16 protein-coding genes are annotated in these 14,615 nt (G+C 73.1%); 6 read left to right on the top strand and 10 right to left on the bottom strand.

The features are described 5' to 3' along the window. Window positions 1-594, bottom strand: a 594-nt coding sequence (locus HF577_RS12875) for an ATP-binding protein (RefSeq protein WP_169396045.1), incomplete at its 3' end; no start/stop codon positions are given. A 112-nt stretch (window positions 595-706) separates the two neighbouring features. Beyond that, complete coding sequence (locus HF577_RS12870) at window positions 707-1,117, bottom strand: STAS domain-containing protein (protein ID WP_169396044.1); 411 nt, start codon at window positions 1,115-1,117, stop codon at window positions 707-709. Window positions 1,118-1,318: 201 nt separating this feature from the next. Between HF577_RS12870 and HF577_RS12865 the strand changes: the two genes are divergently transcribed. After that, the gene (locus HF577_RS12865) at window positions 1,319-1,702 is read left to right on the top strand and encodes a helix-turn-helix domain-containing protein (protein ID WP_169396043.1); all 384 of its coding nucleotides are present in this window, start codon (window positions 1,319-1,321) and stop codon (window positions 1,700-1,702) included. Between the two features lie 62 nt (window positions 1,703-1,764). Here the strand turns inward: HF577_RS12865 and HF577_RS12860 are convergent, their stop codons facing one another. Next, entirely contained in the window at window positions 1,765-2,577 is an 813-nt protein-coding gene (locus HF577_RS12860; RefSeq protein ID WP_169396042.1) for an SDR family NAD(P)-dependent oxidoreductase, read from the bottom strand. Between the two features lie 91 nt (window positions 2,578-2,668). Between HF577_RS12860 and HF577_RS12855 the strand changes: the two genes are divergently transcribed. Beyond that, window positions 2,669-3,274: a TMEM175 family protein gene (locus tag HF577_RS12855; protein ID WP_169396041.1), complete on the top strand. Its 606-nt coding sequence runs from the start codon at window positions 2,669-2,671 to the stop codon at window positions 3,272-3,274. A 13-nt stretch (window positions 3,275-3,287) separates the two neighbouring features. On the opposite strand, the gene HF577_RS12850 is transcribed toward HF577_RS12855, so the two are convergent. Beyond that, entirely contained in the window at window positions 3,288-4,124 is an 837-nt protein-coding gene (locus HF577_RS12850; protein WP_169396040.1) for an SAM-dependent methyltransferase, read from the bottom strand. Between the two features lie 121 nt (window positions 4,125-4,245). Further along, window positions 4,246-4,551, bottom strand: coding sequence for a hypothetical protein (locus tag HF577_RS12845; RefSeq protein ID WP_169396039.1), 306 nt, complete (start codon window positions 4,549-4,551; stop codon window positions 4,246-4,248). Window positions 4,552-4,726: 175 nt separating this feature from the next. Between HF577_RS12845 and HF577_RS12840 the strand changes: the two genes are divergently transcribed. Together HF577_RS12840 and HF577_RS12835 are read left to right on the top strand one after the other, a co-directional pair. Continuing rightward, the gene (locus HF577_RS12840; RefSeq protein WP_312859107.1) at window positions 4,727-6,058 is read left to right on the top strand and encodes an NAD(P)/FAD-dependent oxidoreductase; all 1,332 of its coding nucleotides are present in this window, start codon (window positions 4,727-4,729) and stop codon (window positions 6,056-6,058) included. A gap of 111 nt (window positions 6,059-6,169) precedes the next feature. After that, complete coding sequence (locus HF577_RS12835; RefSeq protein ID WP_169396037.1) at window positions 6,170-6,571, top strand: nuclear transport factor 2 family protein; 402 nt, start codon at window positions 6,170-6,172, stop codon at window positions 6,569-6,571. A gap of 30 nt (window positions 6,572-6,601) precedes the next feature. Here HF577_RS12835 and HF577_RS12830 read toward each other — a convergent pair whose 3' ends face one another. The 5 genes from HF577_RS12830 to HF577_RS12810 all read right to left on the bottom strand — a co-directional run bounded on the left by HF577_RS12830 (window position 6,602) and on the right by HF577_RS12810 (window position 12,648). Beyond that, window positions 6,602-7,192 carry a COG4315 family predicted lipoprotein gene (locus HF577_RS12830; RefSeq protein ID WP_169396036.1) on the bottom strand — a complete coding sequence of 197 codons (591 nt, stop codon included), beginning with the start codon at window positions 7,190-7,192 and terminating at the stop codon, window positions 6,602-6,604. 35 nt (window positions 7,193-7,227) lie between these two features. Beyond that, the gene (locus HF577_RS12825) at window positions 7,228-10,050 is read right to left on the bottom strand and encodes a helix-turn-helix transcriptional regulator (protein ID WP_169396035.1); all 2,823 of its coding nucleotides are present in this window, start codon (window positions 10,048-10,050) and stop codon (window positions 7,228-7,230) included. A 387-nt stretch (window positions 10,051-10,437) separates the two neighbouring features. Beyond that, window positions 10,438-10,983: a hypothetical protein gene (locus tag HF577_RS12820; protein ID WP_169396034.1), complete on the bottom strand. Its 546-nt coding sequence runs from the start codon at window positions 10,981-10,983 to the stop codon at window positions 10,438-10,440. A gap of 106 nt (window positions 10,984-11,089) precedes the next feature. Further along, window positions 11,090-11,734 (bottom strand): TetR/AcrR family transcriptional regulator, encoded by a 645-nt coding sequence (locus tag HF577_RS12815; RefSeq protein ID WP_169396033.1) that lies wholly within the window; start codon window positions 11,732-11,734, stop codon window positions 11,090-11,092. A gap of 194 nt (window positions 11,735-11,928) precedes the next feature. Further along, on the bottom strand, window positions 11,929-12,648 hold the full coding sequence (locus HF577_RS12810) for a TetR/AcrR family transcriptional regulator (protein ID WP_312859104.1): 720 nt from the start codon (window positions 12,646-12,648) through the stop codon (window positions 11,929-11,931). Window positions 12,649-12,825: 177 nt separating this feature from the next. Here HF577_RS12810 and HF577_RS12805 point away from each other — a divergent pair, with 177 nt between their 5' ends. After that, window positions 12,826-13,392 carry a PadR family transcriptional regulator gene (locus HF577_RS12805; protein ID WP_169396031.1) on the top strand — a complete coding sequence of 189 codons (567 nt, stop codon included), beginning with the start codon at window positions 12,826-12,828 and terminating at the stop codon, window positions 13,390-13,392. Then, on the top strand, window positions 13,389-14,603 hold the full coding sequence (locus tag HF577_RS12800; RefSeq protein ID WP_169396030.1) for a cytochrome P450: 1,215 nt from the start codon (window positions 13,389-13,391) through the stop codon (window positions 14,601-14,603). Before HF577_RS12805 ends, HF577_RS12800 begins: the two co-directional genes overlap by 4 nt. The last annotated feature ends 12 nt before the right edge of the window (window positions 14,604-14,615 follow it).

Here is a 14,615-nt window from a genome sequence, read left to right as displayed (position 1 = left end):
CTGGGGGGCGGGCGGAGGGGATCCGCGTCGCCGGCGAGCGCGGAGTCGACGAGCCGCGGCGAGCAGGCGAACGGCCAGCCCGGCGACGACCCGGGCGCGGGCCCGCATCCGGCGGACGCGGCCGAGGAGGCCGGGATCCGACCGGCGGACACCGGCGGTGAGAACCCGGCGTCCGGGAGCGGCCGCGACGGCGGGGGTGAGCATGACGAGATCGGTTCCGCCCCGGCTGTCGGTGCCCCGACGGATGTCGACGACGTCCATGCAGCTGCGCACCATCTGGAGCCCGCGGCCGCGGTAGCCGGGGTCGGCCGGGGGCGAGCGCCACCGGCCGCTGTCCTGCACCACGATCCGGACCCGGCGCTCGCGGCCGTCGGGGACCAGCGTCGCGGTGAGGACGACCTGGCCGTCGACCCCGGGCGCGTAGGCGTGGTCGACGACGTTCGCCACGGCCTCGTGCACGGCCAGGATGACGTCGTCGACGGCGTCATCGGGCCACTGGTGGACCTCCAGCCATCCCCGCACACGTCGTCGGACGAGCGACGGCGTGGCGGGCTCGGCGGGCAGCCGCAGGGTGAGCGCATCGGCACCAGGCAATGGTGCAGCCCTCCGCCGGCCCCTTCGGCCGGTCGGACCACCGTCGTCGCCTGGTAATTCCGTCACCGAACGTGCTGTTCCCGCCCGGCGGATGTTTACACACAGGGGAGGTTCAGCCCAGCGGTGGTGCGTGCACGCACGCGTGCCCGGACCCGTCCGATCGCACGGTGATCTCGGTGTCCACCGCGGTCAGGGTCAGGATCCGGGCGATGTGCGGGGTGGGGTTGGTGAGGACGATGCGGCTGCCCGTGGCGCGCAGGTCGCCGTCGATGTCGACGAACGCGCGCAGCCCCCGCGCGTCCACGAAGCGCAGTTCGGACAGGTCGATCTCGACCAGTTCGGGCCGCGTTCCGGACAGCTCGCCCACCGCGTCGGCGAGCAGGCCGACGGTGGAGATGTCGAGCTCTCCGCCGAGGTGGACGCGGAAGTGCGGTGACGTGCCGTCCCGGATGACCGTGACCTCGATGTCCAGGGTCGCGGGGGGCGCCGACACGCGGGAGGCGGAGCTGTCCACGTCGGTCACCGATGCTCTCTCCGGGAGGGTCGCCTGTGCGCGGCCGAGGGCCGGGGACAGGCGATGGCCGGCTGTGGACTCAACCGGGGTGCGAATCGTAGGACGGCGGAGAACGCACTGCAACGGCGCCACTGGCGTCCGCGAAGACTTCCTCTGTCGTCAGCTCGATAGGATCTGTATCAATGACTGGAAATCTCGGGGGAGGTGTCCATGGGTGTGGGTCGGCTCGACGACGAGGACTATCCGGCGGTGGCGATGGGCCAGGCTGCGGAGCTGCTCGAGGTGCAGCCGGCCTTCCTGCGCAGCCTCGACGCCGCGGGGGTGCTGAAACCGCAGCGGTCGGGTGGTGGCCACCGGCGCTACTCGCGCCGCCAGCTGGTGCTCGCCGCGCGGATGCGGACCCTGTTCGACGAAGGGCTGACGCTGGACGCGGCCGCCCGGATCGTGGAGCTTCAGGACGGTCTCGACACCGCGCGGGACCGGATCGCCGAGCTCGAGCGGCAGGTCGCGCGCCTGACGGACCAGCGCAACGGCCGGGGGCAGGGCGCCGAGGAGTACGCCGAGGACGGCCGTCGGTCGAACGGCACCTCGTGACTGTCGCCGGCACGTTGGTCCCTGTCGTTCGGGCTGCCCTGTCGTTCGGGAGGCGCTGTCGTTCAGGCGGCGGTGCGCACGGGGGCCGGCCGGGTGGTCGACGGTGGGGCGTCCGCGCCGTGCTTTGCGCGGCCCCGCCCGGCCAGGCGCGCCGCGGCGCGCATCGAACGGCGCGGGGCCTCCAGCGCGCCCACCACGCTGCGGTAGAGCCAACCCGGGGTGCAGAGGGTGCGGCCCCGGCCGAGGTCGCGCAGGCACTGGTCCACCACGGCCGCAGGGTCCAGCCACAGCGGAGACGGGGCGGCGGGCGCGTCGTGCTTGCCGGTGCGCATCCGCCCCGGGCAGAGAGCGATCATGCCGACGCCCGTGCCCGGCAGTGACGCCGCCATCGTGTCGGTGAACGCGAGCACCCACGCCTTGGTCGAGGCGTACGTGCTGCCCGGTGCGGGGAGGTAGCCGGCGAAGCTCGCCACGTTGATCACCGAGCCGCTGCCGCGGGCGATCATGCCGGGAAGCGCGGCGTGGGTCAGAGACATGACCGCGGTGATGTTCGTGTCGATCTGGCTCTGCAGGTCGTGCAGGTCGGCCTCGACGAACACGTCGCTGTTCTCGACGCCGGCGTTGTTCACCAGCATCTCGACGGGGCGGTACGGGTCGGCGAGCCGGTCCTCCGCCGCGGCCCGTCCGGCCGGGGTCGACAGGTCGGCGGCCAGGACTTCGGCCGAGACGCCGTGGCGGCGTGCGGCGGCCGCGGTGCGCTCCAGCCCGGCGCGGTCCCGTGCGACGAGAACGAGATCCATGCCGTCCCGTGCGAGACGGTCGGCGAAGACGGCGCCGAGGCCGCGGCTGGCGCCGGTGACAAGTGCGGTGGACATGGGACTAACGCTAGGAAGTCCACCCTGTAGTGACGCTGAGAAGCGCGTCGGATTGCTGAACGCCCGCTGAGAAGCCCCTACCGTCACGGGCATGGCCGCGCCCACGTCCCTGGAACGGCTCGTCATGTTCACCGACGCCGTGGTCGCCATCGCGATCACCCTGCTCGTCCTGCCACTGGTCGACGCGGTGGGGCACGTGGGGCAGGCGCAGGTGCCCTCGGTCGAGGTGATCACGGACAACCAGCCGCAGATCTACAGCTTCCTGCTGAGCTTCGCCGTCATCGCCCGCCTCTGGGTGGTGCACCGCCGACTGTTCGACGCGGCGGACGCCGACTCCCGGGGCCTGCTGTTCTGGAACATGGCGTGGCTGCTCACGATCGTGGTGCTGCCGTTCCCCACGGGGATGATCGGGGTGTACGGCGACGACCGGTTCACGGCCACGGTGTACGTCGGGGCGATCCTGGCGAGCAGCATCTGCCTGACGGTGCTCGCGTTCATCATCCGCGGCGGGGCCGACGTGGCGGGCGCGGTGGCCACCACGGCGATCCTGGCGGTCGCGTTGCTGGTGGTGGCGCTGGTCCCGGGGGTGACCTATCTCGCGCTCCTGCTGCTCGTGCTCACCCGGTTCGTGACCCGCGCCGTCGAGCCGCTGCTGCAGCGCATCCGCGGCGCCGGCCCCACCGGGCCCGCCGGGTGAATGCGGCCGCGCCTCAGACCTTGCGGCCGATGCCGCCCACGAAGAGCTTCTCGACCGGGTGGTCCCTCGGCGTGTCCTCGTCCGGCCGCCACCTGTTGAGGTACACCAGGCCCGGCTCGACCATCTCGAGCCCCTCGAAGAAGCTGCGGTTCTCGTCCCAGGTGCGGAAGCGCCCGGAGCCGAGGCCGTCCATGAACCCCCGCTCGAGGTCCCGGCACCGTGGGTCCTCGTCGAGGAAGTGGCTGACCAGCAGGTGGCTGCCGGGGGAGAGCCGGCCCCGGAACTCGGCCACGGCGCCGAAGGGATCCTCCTCGTCGGACAGGTGGTGCAGGATGGCCGAGATGAGCACCGCGAACGGCTGCTCCATGTCCACGAGCTTGCGGGTCTCCGGATCGTCGAAGATCGTCTCGGGAGCCCGCAGGTCGGCGGTGATCACCGTGCTGGTCTCGTTCTCGTCGAGCATGGCCCGGGCGTGGGTCAGCACCATCGGGTCGTTGTCCACGTAGACCACCCGCACGGTGGGGTCGATCGCGTGCGCGATCTCGTGCACGTTCCCCGCGGTCGGCAGGCCGGAGCCGACGTCGATGATCTGCTTGATGCCGGCCTCGCCCACCAGGAAGCGCACGCCGCGGCGCACGAAAAGGCGGTTGTCCTTGGCGAGCTGCCCGGCCTCGGGAATCACGTTGAGGAAGCTGTGGGCGGCGCGGCGGTCGATGTCGAAGTTCTCCCGCCCACCGAGTACGTAGTCGTAGACCCGCGCGATCGAGGGCCGTTTGAAGTTCAGGTCGCGACGCGCGCCGCTGCGCTCGCCCTGGCCGTGCGGCCCGGAGCGCGACTGCCCACCCGGCACGGATCCTCCTTCGCGGGGCGGTCAGCTCTGGCCGTATCCCGTCACCGATAGTTGCGGCGGAGAGACTAGCGTGATCGGGGGCACACGAGGCAACCTGCCGTTCACCCTTCTCAGCCGATGCTCAGCAGGCCGTGAAGTGATCCATCCCCACCTGGGCGACCTCCCACGTCAGCCCGAACCGGACCGGTGCCCCGTCGCCGCCCGCCGCGCTCGGGAAAGCGACCTCGTGGGCCTCGCCGACGGCCAGGGCGTCGAGAGACCTCGTGAGCTCCTGTGCTGCGTCTCCGCCCGGGTCATCGTGGTCGGCGACCCAGTCCCCGACGACCTGGCGGTAGAACTCGACAGCCTCGGTCCACCGTGGGAACCGGTGCTCCTCGTCGATACCGGTGACCAGCCACATGTCCTGCTCCCGTGATCTCGTGTGCATCGATTCCACCACGGGTAGACCCGCTCTGCATGCACTTCCGATGCCGATCCTCGTCGGAGGCCGGTGGATATCGAGGGAGTCCGAAGTGCCCGAAAACGGGAGCGTGGAGCGATCCGGTACCTCGGCCGACGGGTCCGGTGCCGCCGGGGCCGATGCCGGCGTGTCCGGTGCCGGGGTGCCCGAGCGGAACGGGACCACGCGCATCGTGATCGTCGGTGGTGGCTTCGCCGGCTACCAGGCGGCCCGCTCACTGACGCGGGCGCTACCGGCGGGCTCGGGCACGGAGATCGTGCTGGTGAACCCCATGGACTACTTCCTCTACCTGCCACTGCTGCCCGAGGTGGCCGCGGCGGTGCTGGATCCGCGGCGGGTGACGGTGTCCCTCCCGGCGACGCTGCCCGGGGTGCGGCTCGCGCTGGGCGAGGTGACGTCGGTGTCCCTCGAGGAACGCCGGGTCTCCTACACCGATCCCGAGGGCATCGCCCACGGCCTCGACTACGACCGGCTGATCCTCGCCGCGGGGAGCGTCAACAAGCTGCTGCCGATCCCGGGTGTCGCCGAGCACGCCCACGGCTTCCGGGACCTCGCCGAGGCGCTCTACCTGCGCGACCACGTCATCAGGCAGGTGGAGCTCGCCGACTCCACGACAGATCCCGACGAGCGCGCGGCCCGGTGCACGTTCGTCGTCGTGGGGGCGGGTTACACCGGCACCGAGGTGGCGGCCCAGGGCCCGCTGTTCACCGACGCGATCATGGCGAACCACCCGCACCTGCGCGGCCAGCGGGTGCGCTGGCTGCTGCTCGACCTCGCGCCTGCGGTGCTCCCCGGACTGGATCCGCGCCTGTCGCGCGCGGCGGACCGGGTGCTGCGCCGGCGTGGCGTCGAGGTACGGATGGGGGTCTCGGTCCGGGAGGCGACCCGCTCGGGCGTCCACCTCACGACCGGCGAGTTCGTTCCGACGCGGTCGCTCATCTGGTGCGTGGGGGTCCGCCCTGACCCGCTCGTGGAGGACACCGGCCTGCCGACGCAGAAGGGCCGGTTGCTGGTGGAACCGACGCTCGTGGTGCCCGGTCACCCCGAGGTCTTCGCCTGCGGCGACGCCGCTGCGGTTCCCGACCTGACCCGGCCCGGCCAGGTGACGGCGATGACCGCGCAGCACGCCACCCGTCAGGGCACGCTCGCGGGGCGCAACGTCGCCGCGTCGCTGGGCTACGGCCGCATGCGCCGGTACAAGCACCACGACCTCGGTTTCGTGGTCGACCTCGGGGGCACCCAGGCCGCGGCCAACCCGCTGCACATCCCGCTCTCGGGGTGGCCGGCGAAGGCTGTCACCCGCGGCTACCACCTGATCAGCATGCCCGGCAACCGGATCCGCACCGCCGCCGACTGGATCCTCGACGCCGCGGTGGGCCGCCAGTCGGTGCAGCTCGGCCTCGTGCGGTCGGCCGCCGTGCCACTCGACACCGCCGAGCCGGGGCCGGTGCAGCGCAGCGTCGCGTCCGGCTGACGTCCCGGCCCGGAGCTCGCGCATCCCCTCAACACGTGATGTGGCGGACGCGGCGAGCCTCGACCATAGATCGAGAAGGGCGTGGCCACCCGTGCACCGGAGGCGAGAGAGATGACGACGACCGAGACATCCCCGCGCGAGATCGGCGTGTCCTTCCATCATGCGTTGGCCACGAGGGACTGGCCGATGCTGCGCGCGCTCATGAGCCCGAACGTCACGTGGACCCTGCCGGGCGACAACGCGATCTCGGGCACGGCAGCGGGGATCGACGACGTGATCGCGCGCGCCGAGCTGATCGCCGCGTACGGAGTGTCGTCCACGCTGGAGCGCGTACTCGTGAGCCGGAAGAACCTGGCCATCGGGTTGCGCGCCACCGCCCGTCGCGGCGAGCACGTGCTCGACGAGTACATCGCGGCGGTCTGCACCCTGCGTCAGGGGCGGATCGTCCAGGTCGAGGCCTACCTCGACGACGTGGACGGGATGAACGCCTTCTTCGCCCGAGACGGCGGGTGAGCCGGGGGCCTGCCTGCCGGGGTCCCGCGATCAGGACGGGATTCCGATCGAGCTGTTCGCCGGTGCCGCGGCGGCCTCGGGGGAGCGCACGGGCCTCCCCTGGGGCGACACCACCGACCACAGGCCGCCGTCGACGACCTTGCCCTGCCCGTTGGTCTGGCCGGGCGCCGTATCACCCGCGAAGGTGTAGACGGGATGCCCGTCGACCGTCAGCTGCTCCCCGCCGTCGGGCCGGATGGTCCGGCCGAGGCTGCCGGTCACTCCGGGCAGGAACGCCGGCAGCGGCGACGGCGCGGGCACGAAGGGCCAGTCCTGGGCGCAGCTGTCCGCGCAGACGGACACGTTCCCCGGGTCGTTGCTGAACATGTAGAGCGTCCGGCCCTCCCCGTCCACCAGGATGGTGCCCAGTGCGCTCGGTTGCGGCCCGACGAGTGCGCCGTCGGGCGCCTCCAACGGCATGGCCGTCACGTGCGGCGGGGCCTGTGCGAGCGACGCGGGCGAGTTCGGATCCTCGGTGCTGCAGCCGGTGGTGACGAGGGCGATCGTGGCGAGCCCGGCGACACCGGCCCCCGTCAGCCATCGACGAGACCGCCGGCGGTCGGCTGCGCTGCCCCGGATCATCGCTCCTCCTCCACCGCCGGCGCCGGACCGTCCCGTCACGGGGTGGCGCCGGACTCCACGCGCGTCAGGGCGATGCGGGCCAGCTCGAGGCGGGACGTGACACCCAGTTTGGTGAACGCGTGCTTGAGGTGGGTGCTCACCGTGTGCGGCGACACGTAGAGCCGCTCGGCCGCTGCCCGGTTCGTGGCCCCGTGGGCGATGAGCCGCACCACCTCGAGCTCGCTCGGCGTCAGCGCCTGCCACCCGTGACCGGTGCCCGGCCGGGTGCTGCGCCGCCGGTACACGCCGAGCTCGCGCAGCGCGGACCGGATCCGCGCGGCGTCGCGCTGGGCGCCTGCCTCGTCGGCGATCCGCATCGCCGTCTCCAGCAACCCGACGGCCTCGGCGCGGTCGGTCCCGGCCGTCACTGTCCCGGCGTCCTCCAACGCCGCCGCCCGGGCGAGCGGCCGTTGCCCGGCCTCGAACAGCGCCGCCGCCCGGACCAGCTCCTCGCGGTCCTGCAGGAGCAGCCCGCGAGCGTGCGCGCGGGCCGCGGCGAACAGCGGCACGTCCGGGTCGGCCTCGGCGCGGCGTCCGACCACGGCGGCCGCCCGTTCGGCGATGTCGCGGTGCCCGGCCCGGAGGGCGAGCCGCACGAACCACGGCACGTCGACGAGGTCGAGCGGGCTGCGGGACCACGGCCCCGCGTCGTGGAAGCGCGCCGCCCCCTCGGTCAGGATCGTGATGGCCCGGCCCGGGTCGCCTCCGGCGTCGGCGACGAGGGCTCCCAGCCACGCACCGGTGCTGCGCACCGACGCGGACCTGCTCGCCCGCATCCGCTCGGCCTCGCGACCCGCCGTCGCCAGCGCCGCCTCGTCACCGGTGAGGACCGCCACCCGGCCGGCCGTGAAGACCGCGGTGAGGGCCGTGAAGTCCCCGTGGCCGAGCTCGTCGGCCATGGCGAGCGCCTGCTCGGCCGCCTCCCGCGCCTCGGCGGGCCGGCCGGCCTCCAGCAGCAGCCGGGAGCGGGTGGCGCTCCACAACCGCATCAACGCCAGGCCGGCCCCCACGCCGGCCTGACGCTGCTGCTGCTCGGCCACGGCCAACGCCTCGTCGAGGCGACCCACCGCGGCCAGCGCCACCGCGCGCCAGATCTCCGGCTCGCACAGGCGCTGCGCCACCTCCACGCGCCTGGTCAGCTCGGCCGCGGCGTCGGCCCCGGCCAACGCGGTACGCCAGTCGGCCCGGCACAGGTCGACGATCGACCCGACGCACACGGCCAGCGCCTCGGCCCTCGCGTTCTCGGACAGCCCGGCCGCGGTCATGGCCGAGCCGATGATCTCGCTCGCCCCCTCCGGGTCCCCGTCGAGCGCGGTCGCCAGGGACAGCACGGCGAGGAGATCGGCCCGCAGCGAGAGCGGCACCCCGGGTAGATCCAGGGCGATCCGGCAGTGCCGGATCGCGTCGACGAACGCGAACTGCAGGCCGACCAGCGCACCGCCCAGCCGCACCCGCGCCTCCGCCTCGGGGCGGAGCGGGACCTCGAGGGACTGCTGGGCGAGAGCAGCGGCCTGGGCCGGCCGGCCTGCGCACAGCAGCAGCTGGACGGTCTCGGTGACCAGCTCGGCCCACTCCGGCGCCCGGGACGTGGTGAGCTCCAGGGCCCGCACGCTGAGGTCGGCCGCCGCCGCCGGATCCGACGCGGCGGCCATCGCCGCGGCCTGCCGCAGCAGCGACACCGCGTCGCTGTCACCGGGCAGAGCCACGGCGGCCAGCAGCGTGGCGGCCTCGGGCAGCGGCCGCCCGGCCCGCAGGTCGGCGTCGACCACCTGCCGGCGCAGTCCGCGGACCAGGTCGGCCGGCAGGTTCGCCACGATCGCCTCGCGGACCAGCTCGTGCCGGAAGGTGAAGTGGTCGTCGTTCGAGACGATCAGATCCTCCTTGATGGCCGAGCGCAGCGGCTCCAGCAGCGCCGACGCGGGTTCGTCCAGCAGCGCCTCCAGCTGGCGGACGGTGCAGCGGGGCCCGAGCACGGCCGCGATCTGCACGGTCCGCCGAACCCGGTCGGGAAGTCGTTCGAGGTTGCGCGCCACGAGACCGCGGAACCGGTCGGGGAGCTGTCCCGCACGTGAGCCGGCGTCACCGTCCGGGGCGTCGTCTGCCGCGTGCTCGGCCACCCCCCGCAGCAGCTCGACCAGCAGCAACGGCCGGTTGGCCGCCCGTCCGGCCAGCTGCAGCACCGACTCGTCCACGTGGTCACCGAGGACGTCGTGCGCGATGGCCTCGACCGACTCCTGCTCCAGCGGCTGCAGCTCGATGGTGTCCGCGCCCGCAGCCGCCAATCGGTCGAGCGTGGTGTGCAGGGCGTCGGTACCCGCGCCGTCGCGGACGGCGAACATCCACATCACCGGGCGGTACGCGAGCCTGCGGGGCAGGCAGCGCAGCGCCAGCAGGGTGGCCGGATCGGCCCACTGCAGGTCGTCGAAGGTCACGAGCACCGGGGTCTGCAGCGCGACCCGTTCGAGATGCTTCCGGATGGTCTGCAGCAGCAGGAACCGGTGGTCGGCGCCGTGGTACAGGGCGGTGGGGAGCTCGTCGCCGTCCATGACGGGGTCCGGTCCGGTCACCAGCGACTCCATGAGCGGCGCGAGCGGAACGGCCCGGCTGTGCGAGTCGGCCGACCCGGACACGGTGCGGATCCCCATCTCGCGCGCCATCCGGCGGGACTCGGCCAGCAGCCGGGACCGACCCGCTCCCGCGGCGCCGCGGACGATCACGACGGAGCCGTTCCCCGTGCGGAGCGCGTCCAGGCCTTCGCGGACGTCACCCAGCTCCGCGGCCCGCCCCCGCAGGGGAACCTCGTCGTGGTTCGTACCCATCGCCTACTCCGATCCCACCATCGCTCGACGCCGCGCACGTGGTCCGCTGACCCGGTCGCACGGGCGCCCCCCGGCGCGCCAGACGTCCCAACTCGGCCCATCGTGCGTGGCGACGGCCGACGCGGGCATCCGTCAGATGACTCTGTCCGATTTGTGCCTTGGCCTGCGGCGGAGCTGTCCGGAGGCCCCCTCCGGGCCCGCGAGTCGCCCGCTTTCGCACCCTGAGTCGCCCCGGCCCGGGCGCGTCGCCTGCGGCCGCCCCGCGCAGCCGGCGCGGGGTCTTCGCAGGGCGTGTGGGTTCGTCGCAGACGCTGTGGGCTCTGCGAGGAGCACGGTTGGTCTGCGAGGACGTTCGGGGGGCGGCGAGCCGCCCGGTTTGCGGACGGGTCAGGCGGTCCAGGGGGTCGAGGGGATCCGGGTGAGCGGCTGGGCTCCGACCATGTGGAGCGGCACCCGGTAGACGGCGGCGCCGAGGTGCTCGGCGATCTCGTCCATCGTGGAGGTGAGGCCGGTGCAGCTCGCGACGAGCAGCACGGGGTGACCGGGCTGGATGAGGCGGGCGAACGCGGCGAGGCCGGGGCCGGTGTCGGGCAAGGTCAGGGGAGGGCCGGCCGTGGCGCCGTCGGTGCCGAAGGGTGAGAGCCGGCGCAGGGGGCTGCCGAGTGCATCGATCACCTGCCTCAGCACGGTCTGGCGCTCGCCGGTCTTCTGCCGGGCCTCCACGCGGATCTCGCCGTCGGCGGAACGCGCGACGACGGCGACGTGGCGCATCTCCGGGAGGCCTGCGGCCCTCTCCAGCACCGCGGCAGCGCGGCGGGCGTCATGGAAGACGAAGAGGAGCACGTCCAGGCTGTGGGAACACATGAAGATCAACCGTCCGTTGCTGGGCGACGCGAACGAGAGCAGCGTCCTGGCCCGCACGACGTCGGACATCCCCCGAAGACGTGAGGATTTGGCCGCGGTCGTCGTCCGTCTCCACGTACACAAGGCCTGCGCAATGCCGGGGAAACGCGACGACAAAGAGACGGCCGTCGGGCACTCAGCCGGCAGGCGTGACGGCGTCCACCGGGGGGCGGCCGGGCAGCGGAGCCGAGCCGGGTGGCCGCAGCCCGTCCATGATCACGGCCAGGGTGCGACGCCACTGCTCCGCCTCGGGCGCGATCCCGAGGTAGTTGCCGGAGGTGGCGGCTGCTTCCGCGAGGACGGCCACGTCACGCCAGGTGACGTCGTCCCGGATCGCTCCGGAGCTCTGGGCGCGCTGCACCAGCTTCTCCAGCGCACCGCGCAGCGTGCGGGTGTGTTCCCGGATGCTCTCCGACCGCTCCCCGCCGACGCCCGTCGTGCACTCGCGCAGGCCGCGGTTGCCGACCTGTCCCTCTGCCAGCACGGAGAGCAAGGTGGTCAGGCCCGAGACCGGGTCCTCGTGGTCGAGCGCACGCTGGGCCGCGGTGGACACCACGCCGATGGAGTCGAGCAGGACCAGTTCGATCAGCGCGTCTTTCGAGCCGAAGCGCCGGTAGAGCGTGCCGATCCCGACTTCCGCGCGTTCGGCGATGTCTGCGGCGGCCACGGCGAGACCCTGCTCGGCGACCGCGGTACGGGTGGCTGCGAGCAATCGCAACCGCTTACGCCGGGAATCGGCGCGTTCCTTCACACCCTCATCGAGTGGCCCCGATGCGTTCACGCCAGGAAGGGTATCAGTCGGACTTTAAACATCCGTACGGACGATTGAGTTCCAAGCGGACGCAACTCATCCGATCGGTCCCGGTGCGAGCACCGCCGACCGGCCGACAGGCCCCTGGTAGCCCGCCGTTTCCCGGTCACCCGGCCGCCGTCAGCCGCGGACCCGATCGCCGGTGCCGCCTCCCTCCTTGTGTTTCACTTCACCCCGCTGCCGCCGGGCGTGTTTCGCCAGGCGGGGTCGGGGCAGGCGGTGGGCGTGACCGGAGCCAGCCAGAGCCCGACCAGCGCGTCGATGAGCCCGGCCGTGGTGGACTCCCACGCCTGTCGGGCAGGTGCGTTCCCGTCGTGCAACGACCGCTCGCGCTCGGCGCACATGTGCACGACGAGCTGGCGGCTCATCTCGGCGCGATCGGCGCGCACTCCCGGGGGCAGGGCGGGGAGCAGCCGGACCATCCCGTCGAGTGCCTGGCCCACGGTGGGCGACGCCTCCGCGTCGGCCCGCACCACCTCGCGCAGCGACGGCTCGGTGCCGGCCTGGGCGAGGAACCGCGCATGCCAGGTCCGCCCGCCGAGCGTCGCGAGGTGGGCGGGGAGTGGCCGGACCATGCACTCGACCCGGTCGCGCAGCGGGGACTCGGGACGGAGTTCGGCCAGCAGGCCTCCGCGCAGCCGCTCGACCGCGGCGGTGTGCCGTCGAAGAACAGCCAGCACGAGCTCGGAGCGGCCGCCGAAGTGGTAGCCGACCACGGAGTTGTTGCCCTGGCCCGCCGCTTCGCCGATCTGCCTGTTGGACGTGGCCAGCAGGCCGCGCTCGGCGAAGAGGCGTTCGGCGGCGTCGAGGATCAGGTCGCGGGTCGCGGCGCCCCGGTCGGGGGCGGACTGCCGCGCGTCCTCGGCTCGGCCGTCGACGGTCACGAAGCCTCCGGACATCGGTCTGCGGCCTGTAAGTCAGCTGTCTGAATCACGGTATCTCCCTCTCGGAGACGCGGCCCACCTCTCCGGGGGAATCGCCGCGACCGATACGTCCTTTGCGACCGTTTTTCGCGATTTCTGCAGTGGGTAGAGACAATCAAATAGGTTAACGTGACCTAGGTGTGGGTCGACCTGCTTCTGCTGGCGAACCTGACCGCGCAGCCCGCTCACGGCTACGAGCTGCGCCGCAGGGTCGAGCAGAGCAGCGGGTACGCGCTGTCGAACAACTCGCTGTACCCGGCGCTGCGGCGGTTCTACGACGCCGGCGCCGTGACGCGCACGGCGGTGGACCGGCAGGGCGCCCCGGCGCGGCACGTCTACGCCATCACCGAGGTCGGCCGGGAGCTTCTGCACGACATGCTGGCCGAGCTCCCCGACGAGCTGGCCGCCGACGAGGCGGAGTTCCTCTCCCGGGTCGGGCACTTCGCGCTGCTGACCCCCGTCGAGCGGGTCGGCGTTCTCGACGCGCGGCGGCGGGCGATCCTCGCGCGTCGCGACCGGGTCCAGGCACTGGCCCGCTCCGTGGGGACGGCACCGGACGACGTCTGGAGCGCACTCGTGCTCGACGAGCTGCTCCGTCGCAGCCACGCCGAGGAGCACTGGCTCGCCACCGTGAGCGCCCGAGCGGCCCCTGCCGCAACGACAGCCGCCGCCCCAGCCCCGCCACCCGAGGAGGATGTCCGATGACCAGCACCGAACTTGCGCCGCAGCTGCCCTTCGACCGGCCGAACGTGCTCGATGTCGCGCCGCTCTACGCCGTCTTGCGGGCCGAGGCGCCGATCACGAAGGTGCGGACGCCCGCCGGCGACCCGGCCTGGCTGGTCACGCGGTACGAGGAGGCGCGCGCGCTCTTCGGTGACTCGCGGCTGGGCCGCTCGCACCCCAACCCGAGCGAGGCCGCCACCGTGTCCGACGCCGCCATCCTGAGCGGCCCCTCGGGCGACTACGAGACCGAGCAGGCCGACCACGCCAGGATGCGTGCCCTGCTGGTCCCGGCCTTCTCGGCCAAGCGGATGCGCCTGCTCGCCGGCCACGTGCGGGATCTCGTCGACGGCTGCCTCGACGCGATGGAGGCGGCCAGGGCGGCCGACCCGGAGCGGCCGGTCGACCTGCACGCCACGCTGTCCTTCCCGCTTCCGGTACTGGTGATCTGCGAGCTGCTCGGTGTGCCGTTCGATGACCGCGAGTACTTCCACGGCCTGTCCGACCGGGTCGGCCGGCTGGACGGCGGCACCGACGCCGCCGAGGCCATGGCGGAGTTCGAGCGCTACATGGGCGGGCTCGCCGAGGCCAAGCGCGCGAACCCCGGCGAGGACGTCGTCTCCGACCTGGTGCGGGCCCAGCAGGCCGATCCTCGTTTCACCGACGAGATGCTGGCCAGGCTGTCGGCCGGGCTGCTGTTCGCCGGGCACGAGACCACCGTGGGCCGTATCGACCTCGGCGTGCTCCTGCTGCTGTCCGACCTCGACCGGCGCGACGCCTTCGCCGCCGACCCGGAAGGTCAGGCGCAGCGCACCATCGAGGAGATCCTCCGGCTCTCGGCCCCCGGCGGGCTCGGCCTGCTCCGGTACGCCCACGAGGACATCGAGATCGGCGGCGTCACGATCGCCCGCGGCGACGCGGTCCTGCTGTCCACCGCAGCGGCGAACCGGGACCCCTCGGCGTTCGCCGAGGCCACGGAGTTCGACCCGGCCCGCAGCCCCAACCCGCACCTGTCGTTCGGCCACGGCCCGCACTTCTGCATCGGTGCGAGCCTCGCGCGCACCGAGCTCACGGCCGTCTTCTCCGCGCTGTTCCGCCGGTTCCCCGGGCTGCGGCTCGCCGTGGAGGTCGACGACCTGGTGGTCCGTGCCGACCGGCTCACCGGCGGGGTGACGGAGGTGCCCGTCACCTGGTGACGGGTCGGCCCA

The sequence above is a fragment of the Pseudonocardia xinjiangensis genome (genome assembly GCF_012911925.1).
In the GTDB taxonomy this organism is placed as follows: Bacteria; Actinomycetota; Actinomycetes; order Mycobacteriales; family Pseudonocardiaceae; genus Pseudonocardia; species Pseudonocardia xinjiangensis.
Note: the sequence above shows the minus strand (reverse complement) of the source record. Positions and strands in the feature narration are given on the sequence as shown.

Coding starts and splice junctions, on each gene's coding strand:
- HF577_RS12865 (WP_169396043.1), top strand. CDS start 1,319: ATGGGTGTGGGTCGGCTCGACGACGAGGACTATCCGGCGGTGGCGATG.
- HF577_RS12860 (WP_169396042.1), bottom strand. CDS start 2,577: ATGTCCACCGCACTTGTCACCGGCGCCAGCCGCGGCCTCGGCGCCGTC.
- HF577_RS12855 (WP_169396041.1), top strand. CDS start 2,669: ATGGCCGCGCCCACGTCCCTGGAACGGCTCGTCATGTTCACCGACGCC.
- HF577_RS12845 (WP_169396039.1), bottom strand. CDS start 4,551: ATGCACACGAGATCACGGGAGCAGGACATGTGGCTGGTCACCGGTATC.
- HF577_RS12835 (WP_169396037.1), top strand. CDS start 6,170: ATGACGACGACCGAGACATCCCCGCGCGAGATCGGCGTGTCCTTCCAT.
- HF577_RS12830 (WP_169396036.1), bottom strand. CDS start 7,192: ATGATCCGGGGCAGCGCAGCCGACCGCCGGCGGTCTCGTCGATGGCTG.
- HF577_RS12825 (WP_169396035.1), bottom strand. CDS start 10,050: ATGGGTACGAACCACGACGAGGTTCCCCTGCGGGGGCGGGCCGCGGAG.
- HF577_RS12820 (WP_169396034.1), bottom strand. CDS start 10,983: ATGTCCGACGTCGTGCGGGCCAGGACGCTGCTCTCGTTCGCGTCGCCC.
- HF577_RS12800 (WP_169396030.1), top strand. CDS start 13,389: ATGACCAGCACCGAACTTGCGCCGCAGCTGCCCTTCGACCGGCCGAAC.